15 protein-coding genes are annotated in these 15,450 nt (G+C 71.0%); 10 read left to right on the top strand and 5 right to left on the bottom strand.

The features are described 5' to 3' along the window. Positions 1-253 precede the first annotated feature (253 nt). The 3 genes from EPL03_RS15760 (at position 254) to EPL03_RS15770 (ending at position 3,225) form a co-directional block, all read left to right on the top strand. Complete coding sequence (locus EPL03_RS15760) at positions 254-1,291, top strand: DUF1611 domain-containing protein (RefSeq protein ID WP_135830287.1); 1,038 nt, start codon at positions 254-256, stop codon at positions 1,289-1,291. After that, positions 1,288-2,328 (top strand): dipeptide epimerase, encoded by a 1,041-nt coding sequence (locus EPL03_RS15765; RefSeq protein ID WP_135830288.1) that lies wholly within the window; start codon positions 1,288-1,290, stop codon positions 2,326-2,328. The genes EPL03_RS15760 and EPL03_RS15765 overlap by 4 nt, the downstream gene beginning before the upstream one ends. Before the next feature lie 99 nt (positions 2,329-2,427). Further along, positions 2,428-3,225, top strand: a complete 798-nt coding sequence (locus EPL03_RS15770) for a DUF502 domain-containing protein (RefSeq protein WP_135830289.1) — start codon at positions 2,428-2,430, stop codon at positions 3,223-3,225. A gap of 58 nt (positions 3,226-3,283) precedes the next feature. Here the strand turns inward: EPL03_RS15770 and EPL03_RS15775 are convergent, their stop codons facing one another. Next, a complete protein-coding gene (locus EPL03_RS15775; protein WP_168216283.1) occupies positions 3,284-4,999 on the bottom strand; it encodes a threonyl-tRNA synthetase editing domain-containing protein in 1,716 nt (571 codons plus the stop codon). 130 nt (positions 5,000-5,129) lie between these two features. Between EPL03_RS15775 and EPL03_RS15780 the strand changes: the two genes are divergently transcribed. After that, positions 5,130-6,014: a homoserine kinase gene (locus tag EPL03_RS15780; protein ID WP_135830291.1), complete on the top strand. Its 885-nt coding sequence runs from the start codon at positions 5,130-5,132 to the stop codon at positions 6,012-6,014. 30 nt (positions 6,015-6,044) lie between these two features. Here EPL03_RS15780 and EPL03_RS15785 read toward each other — a convergent pair whose 3' ends face one another. Then, the gene (locus EPL03_RS15785; RefSeq protein WP_135830292.1) at positions 6,045-6,233 is read right to left on the bottom strand and encodes a hypothetical protein; all 189 of its coding nucleotides are present in this window, start codon (positions 6,231-6,233) and stop codon (positions 6,045-6,047) included. Positions 6,234-6,392: 159 nt separating this feature from the next. Between EPL03_RS15785 and EPL03_RS15790 the strand changes: the two genes are divergently transcribed. Continuing rightward, positions 6,393-6,731, top strand: a complete 339-nt coding sequence (locus tag EPL03_RS15790) for a DUF7344 domain-containing protein (protein WP_135830293.1) — start codon at positions 6,393-6,395, stop codon at positions 6,729-6,731. A gap of 28 nt (positions 6,732-6,759) precedes the next feature. On the opposite strand, the gene pdxS is transcribed toward EPL03_RS15790, so the two are convergent. Beyond that, positions 6,760-7,668: a pyridoxal 5'-phosphate synthase lyase subunit PdxS gene (pdxS, locus tag EPL03_RS15795; protein WP_135830294.1), complete on the bottom strand. Its 909-nt coding sequence runs from the start codon at positions 7,666-7,668 to the stop codon at positions 6,760-6,762. 137 nt (positions 7,669-7,805) lie between these two features. Between pdxS and EPL03_RS15800 the strand changes: the two genes are divergently transcribed. From EPL03_RS15800 to EPL03_RS15820, 5 genes are all read left to right on the top strand, one after another. Continuing rightward, positions 7,806-9,635 carry a formate/nitrite transporter family protein gene (locus tag EPL03_RS15800; protein WP_135830295.1) on the top strand — a complete coding sequence of 610 codons (1,830 nt, stop codon included), beginning with the start codon at positions 7,806-7,808 and terminating at the stop codon, positions 9,633-9,635. A 58-nt stretch (positions 9,636-9,693) separates the two neighbouring features. Next, positions 9,694-10,410, top strand: a complete 717-nt coding sequence (locus EPL03_RS15805; protein WP_210425017.1) for a DUF1405 domain-containing protein — start codon at positions 9,694-9,696, stop codon at positions 10,408-10,410. A 72-nt stretch (positions 10,411-10,482) separates the two neighbouring features. Further along, positions 10,483-11,694 (top strand): outer membrane protein assembly factor BamB family protein, encoded by a 1,212-nt coding sequence (locus tag EPL03_RS15810; protein ID WP_135830297.1) that lies wholly within the window; start codon positions 10,483-10,485, stop codon positions 11,692-11,694. A gap of 87 nt (positions 11,695-11,781) precedes the next feature. After that, positions 11,782-12,204: a thioredoxin gene (trxA, locus tag EPL03_RS15815; RefSeq protein ID WP_135830298.1), complete on the top strand. Its 423-nt coding sequence runs from the start codon at positions 11,782-11,784 to the stop codon at positions 12,202-12,204. A 69-nt stretch (positions 12,205-12,273) separates the two neighbouring features. Continuing rightward, a complete protein-coding gene (locus EPL03_RS15820; RefSeq protein ID WP_135830299.1) occupies positions 12,274-12,876 on the top strand; it encodes a class I SAM-dependent methyltransferase in 603 nt (200 codons plus the stop codon). A 29-nt stretch (positions 12,877-12,905) separates the two neighbouring features. Here EPL03_RS15820 and EPL03_RS15825 read toward each other — a convergent pair whose 3' ends face one another. Both EPL03_RS15825 and EPL03_RS15830 read right to left on the bottom strand, forming a co-directional pair. Continuing rightward, positions 12,906-13,715, bottom strand: coding sequence for a hypothetical protein (locus EPL03_RS15825; RefSeq protein WP_135830300.1), 810 nt, complete (start codon positions 13,713-13,715; stop codon positions 12,906-12,908). 73 nt (positions 13,716-13,788) lie between these two features. Further along, positions 13,789-15,402: a response regulator gene (locus EPL03_RS15830; RefSeq protein WP_135830301.1), complete on the bottom strand. Its 1,614-nt coding sequence runs from the start codon at positions 15,400-15,402 to the stop codon at positions 13,789-13,791. Positions 15,403-15,450 lie beyond the last annotated feature (48 nt).

Raw genomic sequence — 15,450 nt, forward strand, 5'->3', positions numbered from 1 at the left:
TGCAACAGCGAACAATTCTTCGAAAGCCCTCGGCGCGCTCGCGGTCGCTCAGCGACATCTCCTCCGCTCACTACGTTCGCTCCGGAGAGAGGTCGCTGAGACGACTAAAATGAACGCGAGCCCGCCTCGCCCTTTCAGTCCGCCAGGATTAGCGGTTGATTCACCGAGCGCAACCTTGGTCGGTCGTACCCATCCGAAACCCGTCGTTTCCGCCACACCGACCTTTAAGCCCCGGTCCGACCTGCCTCTACGCATGAAGGTCGCCGTACTCGCTCACGAGAAGTTCCCCGACCGCGCCAAGACGGCGGTCGGGCTGCTCCGGTACTCCGACTACGAGATCGAAGCCGTGCTCGACCGCGACAACGCCGGCAAGCGCGTCTCCGAGTTCGTTCCCGACGTGCAGGACGCGCCCATCGTCGCCGAGATGGCCGACGCGCCCGCGGTCGACGCGCTGATAATCGGCATCGCGCCCATCGGCGGCGGGTTCGACGAGTCGTGGCGCTCGGACGTCCGGACCGCGCTCGAACGCGGCTGCGACCTGATTTCGGGCCTCCACTACTTCCTCGAAGACGACGACGAGTTCGCGGCCCTCGCGGCCGACAACGACTGCGACGTCTGGGACGTGCGCAAGCCGCCCGAGGACCTCACGGTCGCGCAGGGCGTCGCGGGCGAGGTCGACGCCGAGGTCGTGTTGACGGTCGGGACCGACTGCTCGGTCGGCAAGATGACCGCCACGCTCGAACTCCTCGAAGCCGCCCGCGAGCGCGGCGTCGACGCCGGGTTCGTCCCGACCGGCCAGACCGGCATCATGATAGAGGGCTGGGGGAACCCGGTCGACCGCGTGGTGAGCGACTTCACGGCGGGCGCGGTCGAGGAGATGCTAGTCGAGCGCGGCGACGACTACGACTACCTCTTCGTGGAGGGCCAGGGCAGCATCGTCCACCCCGCCTATTCGGCGGTGACCTGCGGCATCCTCCACGGGTCGATGGCCGACCGGCTCGTCCTCTGTCACGAGGCGGGCCGGGAGGCGGTCCACGGCTACGAGGAGTTCGACCTGCCGCCCGTCCCGGAGTACGTCGACCTCTACGAGGACCTCGCCGGCCCGGTCCACGAGACCGAGGTCGCTGCGGGCGCGCTCAACACGAAGGGAATCGCCGACGACGCCGAGGCCCGCGCGGCGGTCGAGTCGTTCGCCGCCGACCTCGACGCGCCCGCGACCGACCCGGTGCGGTTCGGCGAGCGCGACGGCGACGACGCCGGAATCGACGCGGTGTTGGAGGCGATTCTGTGAGCCTCTCGACCGAGTTCGAGCGCGTCTCGCTCCCGCTGGAGTACCCGTTCACCATCGCGCGGGGGACGAGCGAGTCGGTCGAGAACGTGGTGGTCCGAATCGCCGACGACGAGGGCAACGAGGGCGTCGGCGCGGCCGCGCCGTCCAGCCACTACGGCGAGACCGCCGCCACCGTGGAGGCCGTCCTGCCGGACCTGTTGTCGGTCGTCGAGGAAGTCGGCGAACCCCACCGACTCGACCGCATCGAGCGTCGGCTACGCGAGACGGTCGAGCGCAACCCGGCCGCCAGATGCGCGGTCAGCATCGCGCTCCACGATTTGGTCTGCAAGCGCCTCGACGTACCCCTCTCTCGGTACTGGGGGCTCGACCCCGAGGACGCGATCCCGACCACCTACACGATAGGCATCGACGACGCCGAGCGGATGCGCGAGAAGACCGAGACCGCAATCGAGCGCGGCCACTCCAAGCTGAAGGTCAAGGTCGGCACCGACCGCGACGAGGAAATCGTCTCGACGGTCCGGGCGGCCGCGCCCGACGCCACCATCCGGGTCGACGCCAACGAGGCGTGGTCGCCGCGCGAGGCGGTCCGGAAGATAGACGCGCTCGCCGAGTACGACCTCGAGTTCGTCGAACAGCCGGTTCCGGCCGGGAATCCCGAGGGCATGCGATTCGTCCGCGAGCGGTCGGCCCTGCCCATCGCGGCCGACGAGTCCTGCATCACCCTGTCCGACATCCCGCGAATCGCCGACAAGGCCGACATCGCGAACCTGAAGCTGATGAAGTGTGGCGGCCTCCGCGAGGCCAAGCGCATGATTCACGCCGCTCGCGCGCACGGGCTGGCGGTCATGCTCGGTTGCATGGTCGAGTCGAACGCCGCCATCGCGGCCGCCGCCCACCTCGCGCCCCTGCTCGACTACGCCGACCTCGACGGCTCGCTGCTGCTGGCCGACGACCCCTACGAGGGCGTTCCCACGACCGGCAGCCGAATCGAACTCGGGGAACTGGACCGCGCGGGGACCGGCGCGCGGCCGAAATAGGGAGACGTTGACGTGCGGCCGACGTAGGCGACGCTGGCGGGCCGAGTCCCCGATTCCGCCACAATCCCTTTTGTCGAGAACTGACTTGTAGTGATACGGATGGGGGACGCCGAGACGCCGACGGAAGCGGCGCGGGAGCGGGGGGAGTCAGTGTACGACGGACTGCTCCGGGTAGTGATAACCGGGCTCGCCATCATCGTTCCGCTGGTGGTGACCGTCTGGGTGCTGTCGACGATAATCGACTTCGTCGCCGGAGCGTTCACGCCGCTGGTCGCGGTCCTCGAGTGGACCGGACTGGTCGACGTCCTCCGGTCGCTGTGGATCGCCCAGTTCTTCGCGGGCCTGGGCATCTACGGCGCGGTGTTCGAGTACGTCCCCGAACTCGTGGCGGTCGCGATACTCCTCGCCGCCGTGGTCGGAGTCGGCTCGCTCGCACACGTCAGGTACGGCCAGCGCATCGTGATGGCGGTCGACAGCGCGCTCGGCGACATTCCGGGCGTGGGGACCGTCTACCGGAGCGTCCGGCGGGTGGGCGACGTGATGCTCGAGAGCGACGCCGAGAACTTCGAGGACGTGAAGGTCGTGGAGTACCCCCGCGAAGGGTCGTACGTCCTCGGCTTCGAGACCGCCGACTCCCCGCCGGCCATCGGCGAGGCGGTCGGCGAGGACCACCTCGTCGCGATGTTCCTCCCGTTCGCGCCCAACCCCGTGATGGGCGGCTACCTCGCTCACATCCCCGAGGACCGGGTGTACGACGTGGACATGACCGTCGAGGAGGGCGTCCGGACCATCGTCACCAGCGGCATCGCGGTCGGCGAGGACGACGAGAACGAACCCGCGGTCGGCGACATCCCCGGCGTTGACTCGGACCCCGACAGCCCGGCGAAGGCCGACTGAACCGGTCGCTCGGGCCGAGCGCCCGACGTCGTCCCGATTCGCGGGGCCGATTCAGCGTTTATCGGCCCGGAACGTCCGGCCGCTCGCCGAGTCGTCGGGCGAGATACCGTCGCTTGCGCGGGAACTCGTCGACCGCGTCGCGGACGGTCGCACGCAGCGTCTCGGCGTCCATCTCCCGCTCGCGCCCCTCGGCCCGGACCGTCACCGCGAGCGCGTCCTCCCCGCGACCGCCACGCTTCACTTCGCGGTCGCCGACGACGGCGTAGTAGGGGACGCGGTCGGCCTCGGCGCGCGCGATTCGTTCGCCCACCGTCGCCTCGCGGTCGTCGACGTCGGCCCGGACGCCCGCCGCGTCGAGGTCCCCGGCGAGCGCGTCGCAGTGGTCGGCGTGCTCGTCGTCGACCGGAACGAACCGGACCTGCGTGGGCGCGAGCCAGGTCGGAGTCCGCGGGTGGGCGTCCCCGTCTCGCGCGCCCAGCGTGGCGGCCAGCGCGCGCTCGACGCTGTCGACGGGCGTGGCGCGGACGGTCGCGCCGGCACCGTCGGTGGCCGGGTCGTACTCGGCCCGGGCGCTCACCGCGGGCGCGCCGGCGTCGTCGACGAGCGCGAGTTCGACCGCCAACGACGGGCCGGCGCGGTGTGTGGACGGTTCGACCAGCGTCGGCGCGCCGAGGGTCGCCACGAGCGACGCGACCCACGTGTCGTTCTCGTCGTACCACTCGCCGGTCGTCCGCACCCTCGCCACCCACGGGGAGCCGAGGCTCTCGACGGCCCGCCGACAGCGGTCGACTTGCGCGCGGAGTTCCGTCCGGGCCTGCTCGGTGTCGCGCGTCGCGGCGCGAATCTCGGGCGTCGAGAGCGTCGGCCCGCCGTCCGGCGCTGGGCGGGCGACGAGCCCGTACCGGCGGCGCGGGCGGTCGCCCTCGGACGGGGGCCGACGGTCGACCGCTCCGGGCCCGCCGCCGGTCGTCTCCATCACCGTCGCGCCGTACTCGACCGCGAGACCGGTGAGGTGCTCGGCGAGCAGGTCCCGGGCGAGCGCTCCCCGAGGGAACCACCGGAGGCCGCCCGCGCTATCGGCGTCGGCCAGCCCCGCCTCGCGAAGGCGTTCGACGACCTCACTGGGGTCGGCCAGGTCCGTCGCGTCGGGCTCGCGGGCGCTCCCGTCCCCGAGTTCGGCCGCGACGAACGACCGCATCGGGTCGTCCAGTCGTCGGTCCGTCACGGCCTCGCGGGCGTCGACCACGTCGCCGTCCGGGAACGCGACCCGCGATTCGGCTGCGTCGGTCGGCGAGGGGGCGTCTCGGTCGGCGCGGTCGTCGGCCTCACGGTCGGGGCCAACCCGTACGGTGCGCTCGGCGTGGGGGTGGCCCTTCGAGGACACTTCGAACGCCGCGTGCCACTCGACCGGCGCGCGGACCACCTCGAAGTCGGCGTCCAGGTCGGCCCCGAGCGCCGGGAGCGCGGTCGCGGCCAGCTCGGCGTCGGCGCTCTCGTCGCTCAGGTGCTCGACGGGGTAGAGCGCGACCGCGCCGACGCCGAGTCGGTCGGCGACCGCCCGGATTTCGGCGGCGGCGTTCGCGGCGGCGGCGTCGAGGTCGGCCGCGTCCGCGCGCTCGACCGTCGCGAAGACCGCGAGACAGTCGTCGACCCGGCCCGAGTCCGGCGGCTCGTCGACCCCGGCCGAAGCCCGGCCGGTCGCGTCGCCGCCTACCTCGGCGGGCGCGACGGTCTCGAACGCGAAGCGGTCGGCGTGGACCACCAGTAGTCGCATGGGCCGACACACCGGGTCGCGGGCAAAAAGGGTGTCGAGCGGCCGCGGGACCGAGCGACCCGGACCGGACGGAACGAAGCGTCGGGCAGTCCCCGGAGGGTTTTTGCACACCCCCTCACAACCAACGTGCATGCTCACGGTGCGGGCTCCGGCGACGAGCGCGAATCTGGGGAGCGGGTTCGACGTGTTCGGCGCGGCGTTGACCCATCCGGCCGACGTGGTGCGGGTCGAGCGCGCCGACGAGACCACCATCGAGGTGACCGGCGCGGGCGAGAGCTTCGTCCCGACAGACCCCGCGAAGAACACGGCCGGCGTGGTGGCGAGCGAACTCGACGCCCCGGCCCGAATTCGAATCGACAAGGGCGTCCGCCCCTCGTCGGGGCTCGGCTCGTCGGCCGCGAGCGCGGCGGGTGCGGCGGTCGCGCTGAACGAACTCTACGACCGGGGCCACTCGCGCGAGGAACTGGTCCGAATCGCCGCCGAGGGCGAGGCGGTGGTCTCGGGCGACGCCCACGCCGACAACGTCGCGCCGGCCATCCTCGGCGGCTTTACGGTCGTGACCGACGACGGCGTGACGAGCGTCGACGCCCACATTCCGGTCGTGGCCTGCCTGCCCGAGACCGTGGTGTCGACCCGCGACGCCCGTGAGGTGGTCCCCGACTCGATGGCGATGGACGACGTGGTCGAGACGGTCGGCAACGCCGCCACGCTGGTCGCGGGGATGTGCCGGGGCGACCCCGAACTCGTCGGCCGGGCCGCGACCGACCCGGTGGTTACGCCCGCGCGCTCGGAACTGGTCGAGGGCTACGACGCGGTGGCCGAGGCCGCCGGCGAGGCGGGCGCGACCGGCGTGACCGTCTCGGGCGCTGGCCCCGGCGTGCTGGCGGTCTGCCGGGACTGGGCGAGTCGCCGGGCGGTCGCCGCCGCGATGGTCGGGGCGTTCGAGGAGAGCGGCGTCGACGCGCGCGCCTACCGGACCGAAATCGGGCCGGGCGCGGAGATATTCGACTCGTAGAGCCGGTTCTCTTCGGGTGCTATCCGCCGCTCAGGCGTCTTCCTGCTCGGCCGCCCACTGCATGAACCGCGGCGTGACTACGAGTTCCAGTGCTGCGATGCCCAGCGCGACCCATCGAATCGTGCCGTCGAGGAAGGCGAACGCGACGGCCGCGATTATCCCGGCGCTGACGACGGACATCGCGCGCCAGACCATGCGATTGTCGTCCGCTGTTGCCATGGGCGAGCCATCGGACAGCGCCACTATATCGGTTTTCATGTCGGTCGACCGGAGTGTCTCCGTTCGCTCGACGCCGTCCGATGGCGAACACGTTCGCGTTCGTCACAAGTATCGCCCCGCGACGGAATCGTTATTCCGTCGGGCGGAAAACTGACGTCGATGGCAACGTTGGACCGCGTCTTCGACCTGTTGAGTGCGGAACGTCGCCGATACGCGCTGTACTATCTCGAACAAGCGGACGGGCCGGTCCCGGTCGACGAACTTGCCGAACAGGTCGCCGAGTGGACGACCGACGCCGCGACGGCGTCGGTCTCGGACGACGAGTTCGAGAACGTCAAAGTGGAGTTACACCACCGCGACCTTCCGAAAGCCGACGAGGTCGAGTACGTCGAGTACGACCGGGAATCGCGCGAGGTGGAGGTCGCCGGCGCGCCGCCGGAGTTCGACGCCGTCCTCTCGGTCGCCAGGGTCATCGAGCGCCCGAACCGGAACCCGTAGCCTGGCCCCATCGTCGGGCGCGGACTCGTCAGTTCCCGCGTCCCTGCAGCTTCTCCTCGTCCGAGAGGGTCGCGTTCGCTTCGCCTTTCATCCCCGACCCGACGTTCCTGCTGACGTCGGCGAGCCGGTCGGGGTCGTCCCAGTTGTTCGTCGCGGCGACGATGGCGTCGGCCATCGCCTCCGGGTCCTCCGCGCCGAAGATGCCCGACCCGACGAAGATGCCGTCGCAGCCGTGGTGCATCATCAGCGCGGCGTCGGCCGGGGTGGCGATGCCACCCGCCGCGAAGTTGACCACCGGGAGCCGGCCCGCCTCCGCGGTCTCGTGGACCAGCGGGGCCGGAGCCTCTATCTCGCGGGCGAACGCCTCGCGCTCCTCGCGGGTCATCCCCTCTAGCTTCCGAATCGCGCTCTTGATGGCGCGCTGGTGGTGGACCGCCTGATTCACGTCGCCGGTGCCGGCCTCGCCCTTGGTGCGGATCATCGCCGCGCCCTCGTCGATGCGGCGCAGCGCCTCCCCGAGGTCGCGCGCGCCGCAGACGAACGGCGCGGTGAACTCCCGCTTGTCGATGTGGTACCGGTCGTCGGCGGGGGTCAGCACCTCCGACTCGTCTATCATGTCTACGCCCACGGATTCGAGTATCTGGGCCTCCTTGGTGTGGCCGATGCGGGACTTGCCCATCACCGGAATCGACACCTCGTCGACGATTGCGGCCACGTCGGCGGGGTCGGCCATCCGGGCGACCCCGCCGCGCTTGCGGATGTCCGCCGGGACGGCCTCGAGCGCCATCACCGCGACAGCGCCCGCGTCCTCGGCGATGCGGGCCTGCTCGCGGTTCACCACGTCCATGATGACGCCGCCCTTCTGCATCCGGGCGAATCCGCGCTTGACGAGTTCGCTGCCGCGCTTGAGCTGCTCGACGTCCGTTGGGTCGGCCATGGTGGCGATTTCGACCCGACCCGTTAATGCGTACCGATTGGCCTCGGCGTTGCCGGAGCCCGGCGGGTCGCGACGGTCCGCGCGCCGGCATCGACCGATATGCCAAACGCTTAGTTTTTCTACGAGACAGTACGGATATGAGCGAGGCTGACGAATCGGGCCGGGACGAGCCCGACCCCGAGGAGTCGGTGCGGGAGGCCGTCGAGCGGTCCCGGAGCGGCGCACCGGCGGTCGGCTCGGTCGTCCGCGACCGGTTCACCTCCGACGAGATTTTCCAGCGCATCGTCGCCGCCGCCGACGAGGAGATAACGTCGGGGAGCCGGGAGCTGTTCTTCAGCGCACTCGCGGCCGGGTTCGCCATCACCATCACGTTCCTGCTGTACGTGTCGCTGTCCGCGTCGACGGGTGGCGACCCGGTGTTGAGCGCCCTGCTGTACCCGCTGGGGTTCATCTACATCATCATCGGCGGCTACCAGCTCTACACCGAGAACACGCTCCCGCCGGTGGCGCTCACGTTAGAGCGAGTGGCCAGCCTCCCGGCGCTGCTCCGCAACTGGACGGTCGTGCTGGCGGGCAACTTCGCGGGCGGCGCGCTCGGCGCGGCCGCGCTGGCGTTCGGCGGCGTGCTCTCGCCGGACGCCGCGACGGTGGCGGCCGACATCGCCCAGCACGGCGTCGACACCGCGTGGCTGAGCCTGTTCTCGAAGGCGGCGTTCGCCGGGCTCATCGTGGCCGGCGTGGTCTGGGTCGAGTACGCCGCCCGCGACACCATCTCCCGGGTCGTCGTCGTCTACATCGCGTTCCTGTCGATTCCGCTGGGCGACCTCTACCACTCGGTGGTCTCGTTCACCGAGATGGTGTATCTGGTGTTGCTCGGCGACCTCGCGTTCGGGGTCGGCCTGGTGGAGTTCGTCCTGCCGGTCCTGCTGGGCAACACCGTCGGCGGCGTGGTGCTCGTCACCGCCGTCAACTACTTCCAGACGACCGAACACCGACTCGAGTCCGCGCGCTTCGAGGGTGCCCAACGGCAGCTCTCGGTCCGCGAGTGGCTGCTCGGCGGGATGACCGGGCGGTCGTACGTCCCGCTGGTCGACACCGGCGAGGGAATCGACCTCGCCGAACACGGCGGCGACCGCATCGTCGTGCCCATCTCGAACCCGCGAACCGAGACTGCGCTCGTCGAGCTGGCGTGTACGCTGGCCAGCCAGCGGGTGGACGCCAGCGTCCACGTCGTCCACGTCGTCCAGATGCCCGACCGGACGCCCCGGGGGTACAGCGCCGACCAGACCGACCGCATCGTCGCCACGTCCGACGAGCAGATGGCCGAGATACGGGGAATCGCCGAGAGCTACGACGTCGGCTTCGAGACCTCGACGGTGGTCTCGCACCGCTCGTTCGAGGAGATATTCGACGTCGCCGAGCGCGAGCGCGCCGACCTCGTGGTGATGGGCTGGAGCGACGACCGGCTGTGGTCGGCCGGTCGGGCCGAGCGCCCGCTGGACGAGCTCGCGAGCCGGCTCCCGGCCGACTTCCTCGTGTTCAAGGACCGCGGGCTGGACGTCTCCCGGGTCCTCCTGCCGGTCGTGGACAACGCCCACGCGGACCTGAACGCCGAGGTCGCGCGGGCGCTCCGCTCGGCCGCGGCCGGGGAGGTCACGCTGTTGCGGGTCGTGGACGGCCCGGACGAGCGCGAGGCCGGCGAGCAGTTCCTCGCCGACTGGGCTGCCGACCACGACCTGGAGGCGGTCGACCGCGTCGTCGACGACTCCGGCGACGTCGAGGGAGCCATCGCCCGGGAGGCCGCCGACCACACGCTGTTGCTGGTCGGCGCGACCGAACAGGGGTTGCTCTCGCGACTCGTGACCGACTCGCTCCACTTCGACGTACTCGACCGCATCGACACCTCGCTGGTGCTGGCCGAGCGACCCACCGAACGGGGGCTCCTGAAGCGGCTGTTCGGCCGATAACCCGGACTCGCGGCGCACAACCGTCAGAGCTATGCGCCGGACGCGAGACGCCCCGCACATGCTCCCCGGTCGGGCGGACCTGCCCCGCTACGTCGCGCCGCTGCCCGAGCGACTTGAGGACCTCGCGCTCCGGTACGCGTGGGCCATCGTGGCGGTCAACCTCGTCGGCACCGCGTTCGGCTTCTGGTACTACGGCTTCCACCCGGTCCCGCTCTCGGACTCGCTGATAACGCTGCAGTTCGGGGTCGAGCCGCCGGTGATGTGGCCGCTCGTGCCCGACAGCCCGATGGCCACGCTGTTCGTCGCGGCCAGCCTCGCGCTGTGGAAGCTGGGGCGTAACTCCGAGGTGGTCAACGCCCTCGCGTTCGTGGGCTGTCTCAAGCTCGGGCTGTGGACGCCGTTCACCCTGCTGGCGTTCGCGGACGGCTTTTCGTACAACTCGGTGTTCATGTACAACTTCCTGTTCTGGAGCCACCTCGGCATGGTCGCCGAGGCGTTCGTGCTCCACCGCTACAGCGACTTCCCGGTCGGGGCGGTGTTCGTCGCGGTGGGCTGGTACCTGCTCAACGACGTGGTCGACTACTTCGTCCCGGTCGTCGGCACGCCCCACCACACCGCGCTCCCGGGCCAGGAGGCGCTCGCGAACGGCTTCTCGCACCCCTCGCCGACCCACGAAATCGCGGCCGCCGGCGCGGTCGTCATCACGGTCGCCGCGACGTTCCTCGCGCTGGCGACCCGGGTGAAGAAGCTGGAAGCGCGCCTCAGGGCGTCCTGACGCGCCGAGCACGGCCCTATCGGCCCATCGCCGACGAAATCCTTTTCGCCCGTCGCCCCGACGCCCCGACCGATGCCCTCCACCTGCTCCCGGCGCGCGTTCCTCGCGGCGGCCGCAACCGCGAGCGCGGCCGTGACGGCCGGCTGTACCGGCTCCGAGCCCGTCCCAATCGACCAGCGATGGCCCCAGTTCGGCTTCGATGCCGCCAACACAGCCCACAACCCCGACGCCGCGGGGCCGGCCGAGGAGCCGTCAGCGTCGTGGGTCCACGTCGGCGGGAGCTACTACCGCAACTCGACCCAGCCGATAGTCGGCGACGCGGTGTACGCCAACACCGCCTACGACGGCCTGTACGCGCTCGACCCGACCGACGGCGGGGTCCGGTGGCACGACTCGGCCGACGGCTACGCCCCGCTCACCCCGGCGCTGGCCGACGACGCGCTCGCACTCCCGTACCGCGTCGGCCTCCGGGCGGTCGCGGCCGACGGCGGACTGCGTGCGTTCGGCCGGACGGTCGGCTACGGGCGCTGGCTGACCGACCTCGACTATCCGGAGTCGTCGCCCACGGTCGCCGACGACGCCCTCGTGGTCGGAATCGGAATCAGCGGCCACTCCTCCGGCGACGGCGGCCGGGTCGTCGCCGTCGAGCGCGAGGACGGCACCGTCCGGTGGGAGTTCCCGGTCGAGACGTCGGTGTGGGCCGCGCCGGCCGTCGCCGACGGCGTGGTCTACGCGGCCGCCCGCGACGACGACCAGCGCGACCCCGGCACGCAGGGGACCGTCCACGCCATCGACCTCGGCGACGGCGCGGAAGTGTGGTCCCGGCGGCTCGGCGAGTCGGCCCGGTACAACCCCGTGGACGCGCCGGTCGTCGGCGACGGACTCGTCTACGTCCCCACCGGCACCGGCCCGCTGGTCGCGCTGGCGGCCGACTCCGGCGAGGAGGTCTGGCGGCTCGCCCCGCCCGACGGCGTGCAGGCCTCGCCCGCGCTCGCGGACGGCGTCCTCTACGTCGCCTGCCTCGACGGCCGGCTCCGGGCGGTCGACGCCGAGACCGGGCAATCGGAGTGGACGGCGGCGAGCGAGGCGTTCTCCGGCGGGCCGACCGTCGGCGAGCGCGGCGTCTACGCGGTCGGCGGGGACGGGGAACTGACCTCGTGGACGCCCGGCGGACGCGAGCGCTGGCGCGTCCGCGTCGACCCACCGGTCAGCGGGTCGCCCGTCCCCGCCGGCGGACGCGTCTTCGTCGGGACCGGCGACGGGTTGCTGTACGCGCTCGAATGAGCCGGGCGGGCGAGGCCGGTCGGCATCGACCGGTATTGTCCTATGCGTGCAAAACAGTTAAAGCGTCGCGGCGACTACGCGCAGTCGATGACCGACGACGCGCTCGACGCCATCCGCGAGCAGAAGCGCAAAGAGCTCCTGGGCGAGGAGGTCTCCGGCGGCCAAGACGCGACCGACGCCGGCGCGTCCGCCCCGGAAGACCCCATCCACGTCCAGAGCGTCGAGGAGTTCTCGGCCGTGACCACCGACCACGACGTCGTGCTGGTCGACTTCTACGCGGACTGGTGTGGCCCGTGCAAGATGCTCGAACCGACCGTGGCCGCCATCGCGGCCGACACCGACGCGGCCGTGGCGAAGGTCGACATCGACGCCCAGCAGGGGCTGGCGGCCCAGTACGGCGTCCGGAGCGTGCCGACGCTGTTGCTGTTCGCGGACGGCGAGCAGGTCGAACAGGTCGTGGGCGCACAGCCCGAGCCCAAGCTCCGGTCGCTCGTCGAGCGGTACGTCTGACCGCCGGCGCGCCGGCCGACGCCCGGGACCGCCCCGAGTCGTTAAGGCGGTCGAATCCCCATCTCCGGCATGGGCTTTCACACGTTCGACCCCGCGTCGGCCGACAGACTCGAAGACGAGTCGCGGTATCGGTACCTCTCCCGCGAGGAACTCGTCGGCGCGCTCGCGCCCGGCCGACGGGGTCACACGGCCGGGGCGTCGGCCGACGCCGGCCACGCGGTCGACCTCGGGCGGGTGGCCGACCTCGGGAGCGGGACCGGCTTTTTCACCGACGACGTGGCCCCGTTCGCGACCGCGGTACGGGCCGTCGACGTCCAGTCGGAGATGCACGACGTCTACCGCCGGAAGGGCGTCCCCGAGAACGTCGAGCTCGTGACCGCCGACGTGGGCGACCTCCCGTTCGCGGACGGCGAACTCGACGCCGCGTTCTCGACCATGACGTTCCACGAGTTCGCGGGCGAGGGCGCGCTCGGGGAGGTCGCGCGCGTCCTCGGGGCCGGCGGACGGCTGGTAGTCGCCGATTGGAGCGCGAACGGCGACGGCGAGGGCGGGCCGCCCGCCGACGAGCGGTTCGACCGGGACGAGGCGGTGGGCCTGCTCGACGACGCGGGGTTCGAGGTGGTCCGCGCCGACGAGCGCCCCGAGACGTTCTTCGCAGTCGCCGAGGTGTGAGCGACCCGCCGCTCGGCGAGCGCTCCCATCTACTGGTCGTGTTCGACTTCCAGAATCCGCGCGTCGCAGTCGGCACAGCTCACCGCGACCACGTCCATCGTGCGACAGCACGACTCGACGGTGTCTTGCTCCATCGTGATGTCGCCGCCGCAGTCGGGACAGGTCTCGAGGAAGATGCGGAGGCCGCTCAGCACGCGGCTCCGATTGGTGACGCTGAGGCGGCCCCAGTCGGCGTAGCGGCCTTCGAGCGCCTTCGCGGCCGCGAGGTCGGCGATCAACGCCGCCCGCGACTCCCACTGGCCGAGCCGACCCCCGTCGTATCGGGCGACCAGCGCGTCGTCGTGCTCGTCGAACGAGAGCTCCCCCTCGTCGAGGTCGAGGACGTCGCTCAGGTCGCTCTTCTCGGTACCGCCCTCCCGGATGGCGTCCATGTGGTCGTACCACTCGTCGGCGAACGACTCGTCGAGACAGAGGTCGTCGACGCCCTCGCAGGGCTCGACCGCGCCCGCGTCGGCCAGCACCGCCTCGGGCTCGCGCTCCTCGTCGGCGACCTCGGGCCGCTCGTCCTCGAGCTTGTCGAACCTCGCCAGTACCCAGTCCGGGAAGTACCGCTTGGTGAGCGTCGGCGTCCCCGGCACGAGGTACCCCCGGAAGTAGATGGCGACCAGCGAGAGCGCGAACACCGCCGCGCCGCCCGGAACCGAGACCGCGACGCCGACCGCGCCACCGCCGACGGCCGCGATGAGAACGTTGACCACGGTGCACGGCGTGCATCGGTTTTTTCCGGTGTACTCGGCCTGCTTGAACTGCTGTAGATACCCGCTCGCTTCGGTGCTCATACTACGCCATTAGTTATTTTATCCATATATATCTATCGTCGAATCAACTCGGCGCTGTGGCGACCCCCGTCGCTCACTTCCCGTCGGACGCCCTCGGTTCCGGGGGTTCGAGGGCGTCCTCGGCGCGTCGGAGTCGGAGCGTCACCGCACCGCCGTTGGTGTGGTACTCGTCGAACAGCACCTCGCCGCCGAACTTGCCGACGATCCAGTTCGCCAGCCACAGGCCGAGCCCGCTGCCGTGGTGGAGTTCGGTCTCCTCGCCCTCCGCGAGGACCTCGCGCTCGGCCGCCGGGATGCCGGGGCCGTCGTCGAGCACCGTCACGTTCACCCACTCGTCGTCGACGGTCGCGACCCGTATCGTCACCGTCGGGTCGCCGTCGTTGTGCTCGATGGCGTTCTCGACGACCTCGTTTATCGCGGCCTCCAGGGTCTTGTCGGCGTACACCCGCGCGGAGTCGGGGAGCTCGGCGTCGATGTCCGCGTCGGGGTACGACTGGCGGAACTCCGCACACGTGCGCTCGACGCACTCGACCGCGTCGACCTTCGTGCCCGTCCGGCCCCGACTGTCGAGAGTCTGTCCCACCTCGCGGGCCTTCTCGCTGATATCGATGAGTTCGGCCGCCTTCTGCTTGATGACCTCGGCCTCGTCCCGGGCCGCCGGGAACCGCTCGCTGATGTTGTCTGCGCGACCGAGTACCACGTTGAGGTCGTTCCGGAGGTTGTGCCGGAGGATGCGGTTGAACACCTGGAGGCGCTGTTCCCGGCGGACGAGTTCCTTCCGGGTCCGGACCGAGTCGATGGCCGACGTGATGCCCGTCCCGAACTTCGAGAGCACCCGGCGCTCGGTCTCGCCGAACGCGTAGCGGGCGTCCGACCAGACGCTCAACACGCCGTAGTCGCCGCCCTCGTACGCCAGCGGGACGGCCGCGACCGCGTATCGGTCGGCGCTCCCGTCCGAGTCGGCGTCGAACGCTTCGCCGAGGTCGGGGTCGAGTTCGACCCGGACCGACCGGGTCCGGACGGCGTCCCGGACCGCGGCCCGGTCGCGGCCCGTCCGGTCGTCGTCGAGGGCCACGGCGTCGAGGTATCGCCGGTCGACGCCCGCGGTCGCTTTCGGTCGGACCGTGGCGGTCGACTCGCGTACCTCGCCGATCCACGCGAGGGCGTAGGGCTGCGAGTCGGCGAGCCGGTCGCAGACGGTCCGATGGATGGCCTCCCGCGACGAGGACCGACGCACCGACTGGCTCACGTCCCAGAGCAGGTCGTTGACGACGATCTGGCGCTCGGCGAGGCGCTCGGTCCGGTGGCGGGTGATCGCGTTGTCGATGCGGTTGGCCAGCATCGCGAACTGCTTCTCGTCGTCGCTCTTGGTGAGGTAATCGGTCACGCCGGCCGTGATGGCCTCGCTCGCGATGCGCTCGTTCCCGCCGCCGGTCAACAGGATGAACGGGAGCTCCCGCCCGGCGTCCCTGACCGCGTCGAACAGCTCCAGCCCGTCCATGCCGGGCATCCGGTAGTCGCTCACGATGCAGTCGAACCGCTCGCGTTCGAGCGCGCCGAGCGCGGCGTCCCCGTCGGCGGCCCTGACCACGTCGATGTCGTACTCGTCACCGAGAACCGAGGCGGTGACTCGTGCGAAGAAGTCGTTGTCCTCGACGTGCAGTACGCGGGGATTCGCGCCCGACATTGTCCGTCTTGGGGGATTCACGGCCCCCTAATAAATAATTTCCTTCAT

The organism is Halorussus halobius (assembly GCF_004765805.1).
In the GTDB taxonomy this organism is placed as follows: Archaea; Halobacteriota; Halobacteria; order Halobacteriales; family Haladaptataceae; genus Halorussus; species Halorussus halobius.

Excerpts from the sequence above, each read along its gene's own strand:
- EPL03_RS15800 (WP_135830295.1), top strand. The coding sequence starts at position 7,806 with ATGAGCGAGGCTGACGAATCGGGCCGGGACGAGCCCGACCCCGAGGAG.
- EPL03_RS15820 (WP_135830299.1), top strand. The coding sequence starts at position 12,274 with ATGGGCTTTCACACGTTCGACCCCGCGTCGGCCGACAGACTCGAAGAC.
- EPL03_RS15825 (WP_135830300.1), bottom strand. The coding sequence starts at position 13,715 with ATGAGCACCGAAGCGAGCGGGTATCTACAGCAGTTCAAGCAGGCCGAG.
- EPL03_RS15805 (WP_210425017.1), top strand. The coding sequence starts at position 9,694 with ATGCTCCCCGGTCGGGCGGACCTGCCCCGCTACGTCGCGCCGCTGCCC.
- EPL03_RS15775 (WP_168216283.1), bottom strand. The coding sequence starts at position 4,999 with ATGCGACTACTGGTGGTCCACGCCGACCGCTTCGCGTTCGAGACCGTC.
- EPL03_RS15810 (WP_135830297.1), top strand. The coding sequence starts at position 10,483 with ATGCCCTCCACCTGCTCCCGGCGCGCGTTCCTCGCGGCGGCCGCAACC.
- EPL03_RS15830 (WP_135830301.1), bottom strand. The coding sequence starts at position 15,402 with ATGTCGGGCGCGAATCCCCGCGTACTGCACGTCGAGGACAACGACTTC.
- pdxS (WP_135830294.1), bottom strand. The coding sequence starts at position 7,668 with ATGGCCGACCCAACGGACGTCGAGCAGCTCAAGCGCGGCAGCGAACTC.
- trxA (WP_135830298.1), top strand. The coding sequence starts at position 11,782 with ATGACCGACGACGCGCTCGACGCCATCCGCGAGCAGAAGCGCAAAGAG.
- EPL03_RS15780 (WP_135830291.1), top strand. The coding sequence starts at position 5,130 with ATGCTCACGGTGCGGGCTCCGGCGACGAGCGCGAATCTGGGGAGCGGG.
- EPL03_RS15760 (WP_135830287.1), top strand. The coding sequence starts at position 254 with ATGAAGGTCGCCGTACTCGCTCACGAGAAGTTCCCCGACCGCGCCAAG.
- EPL03_RS15790 (WP_135830293.1), top strand. The coding sequence starts at position 6,393 with ATGGCAACGTTGGACCGCGTCTTCGACCTGTTGAGTGCGGAACGTCGC.
- EPL03_RS15785 (WP_135830292.1), bottom strand. The coding sequence starts at position 6,233 with ATGGCAACAGCGGACGACAATCGCATGGTCTGGCGCGCGATGTCCGTC.
- EPL03_RS15770 (WP_135830289.1), top strand. The coding sequence starts at position 2,428 with ATGGGGGACGCCGAGACGCCGACGGAAGCGGCGCGGGAGCGGGGGGAG.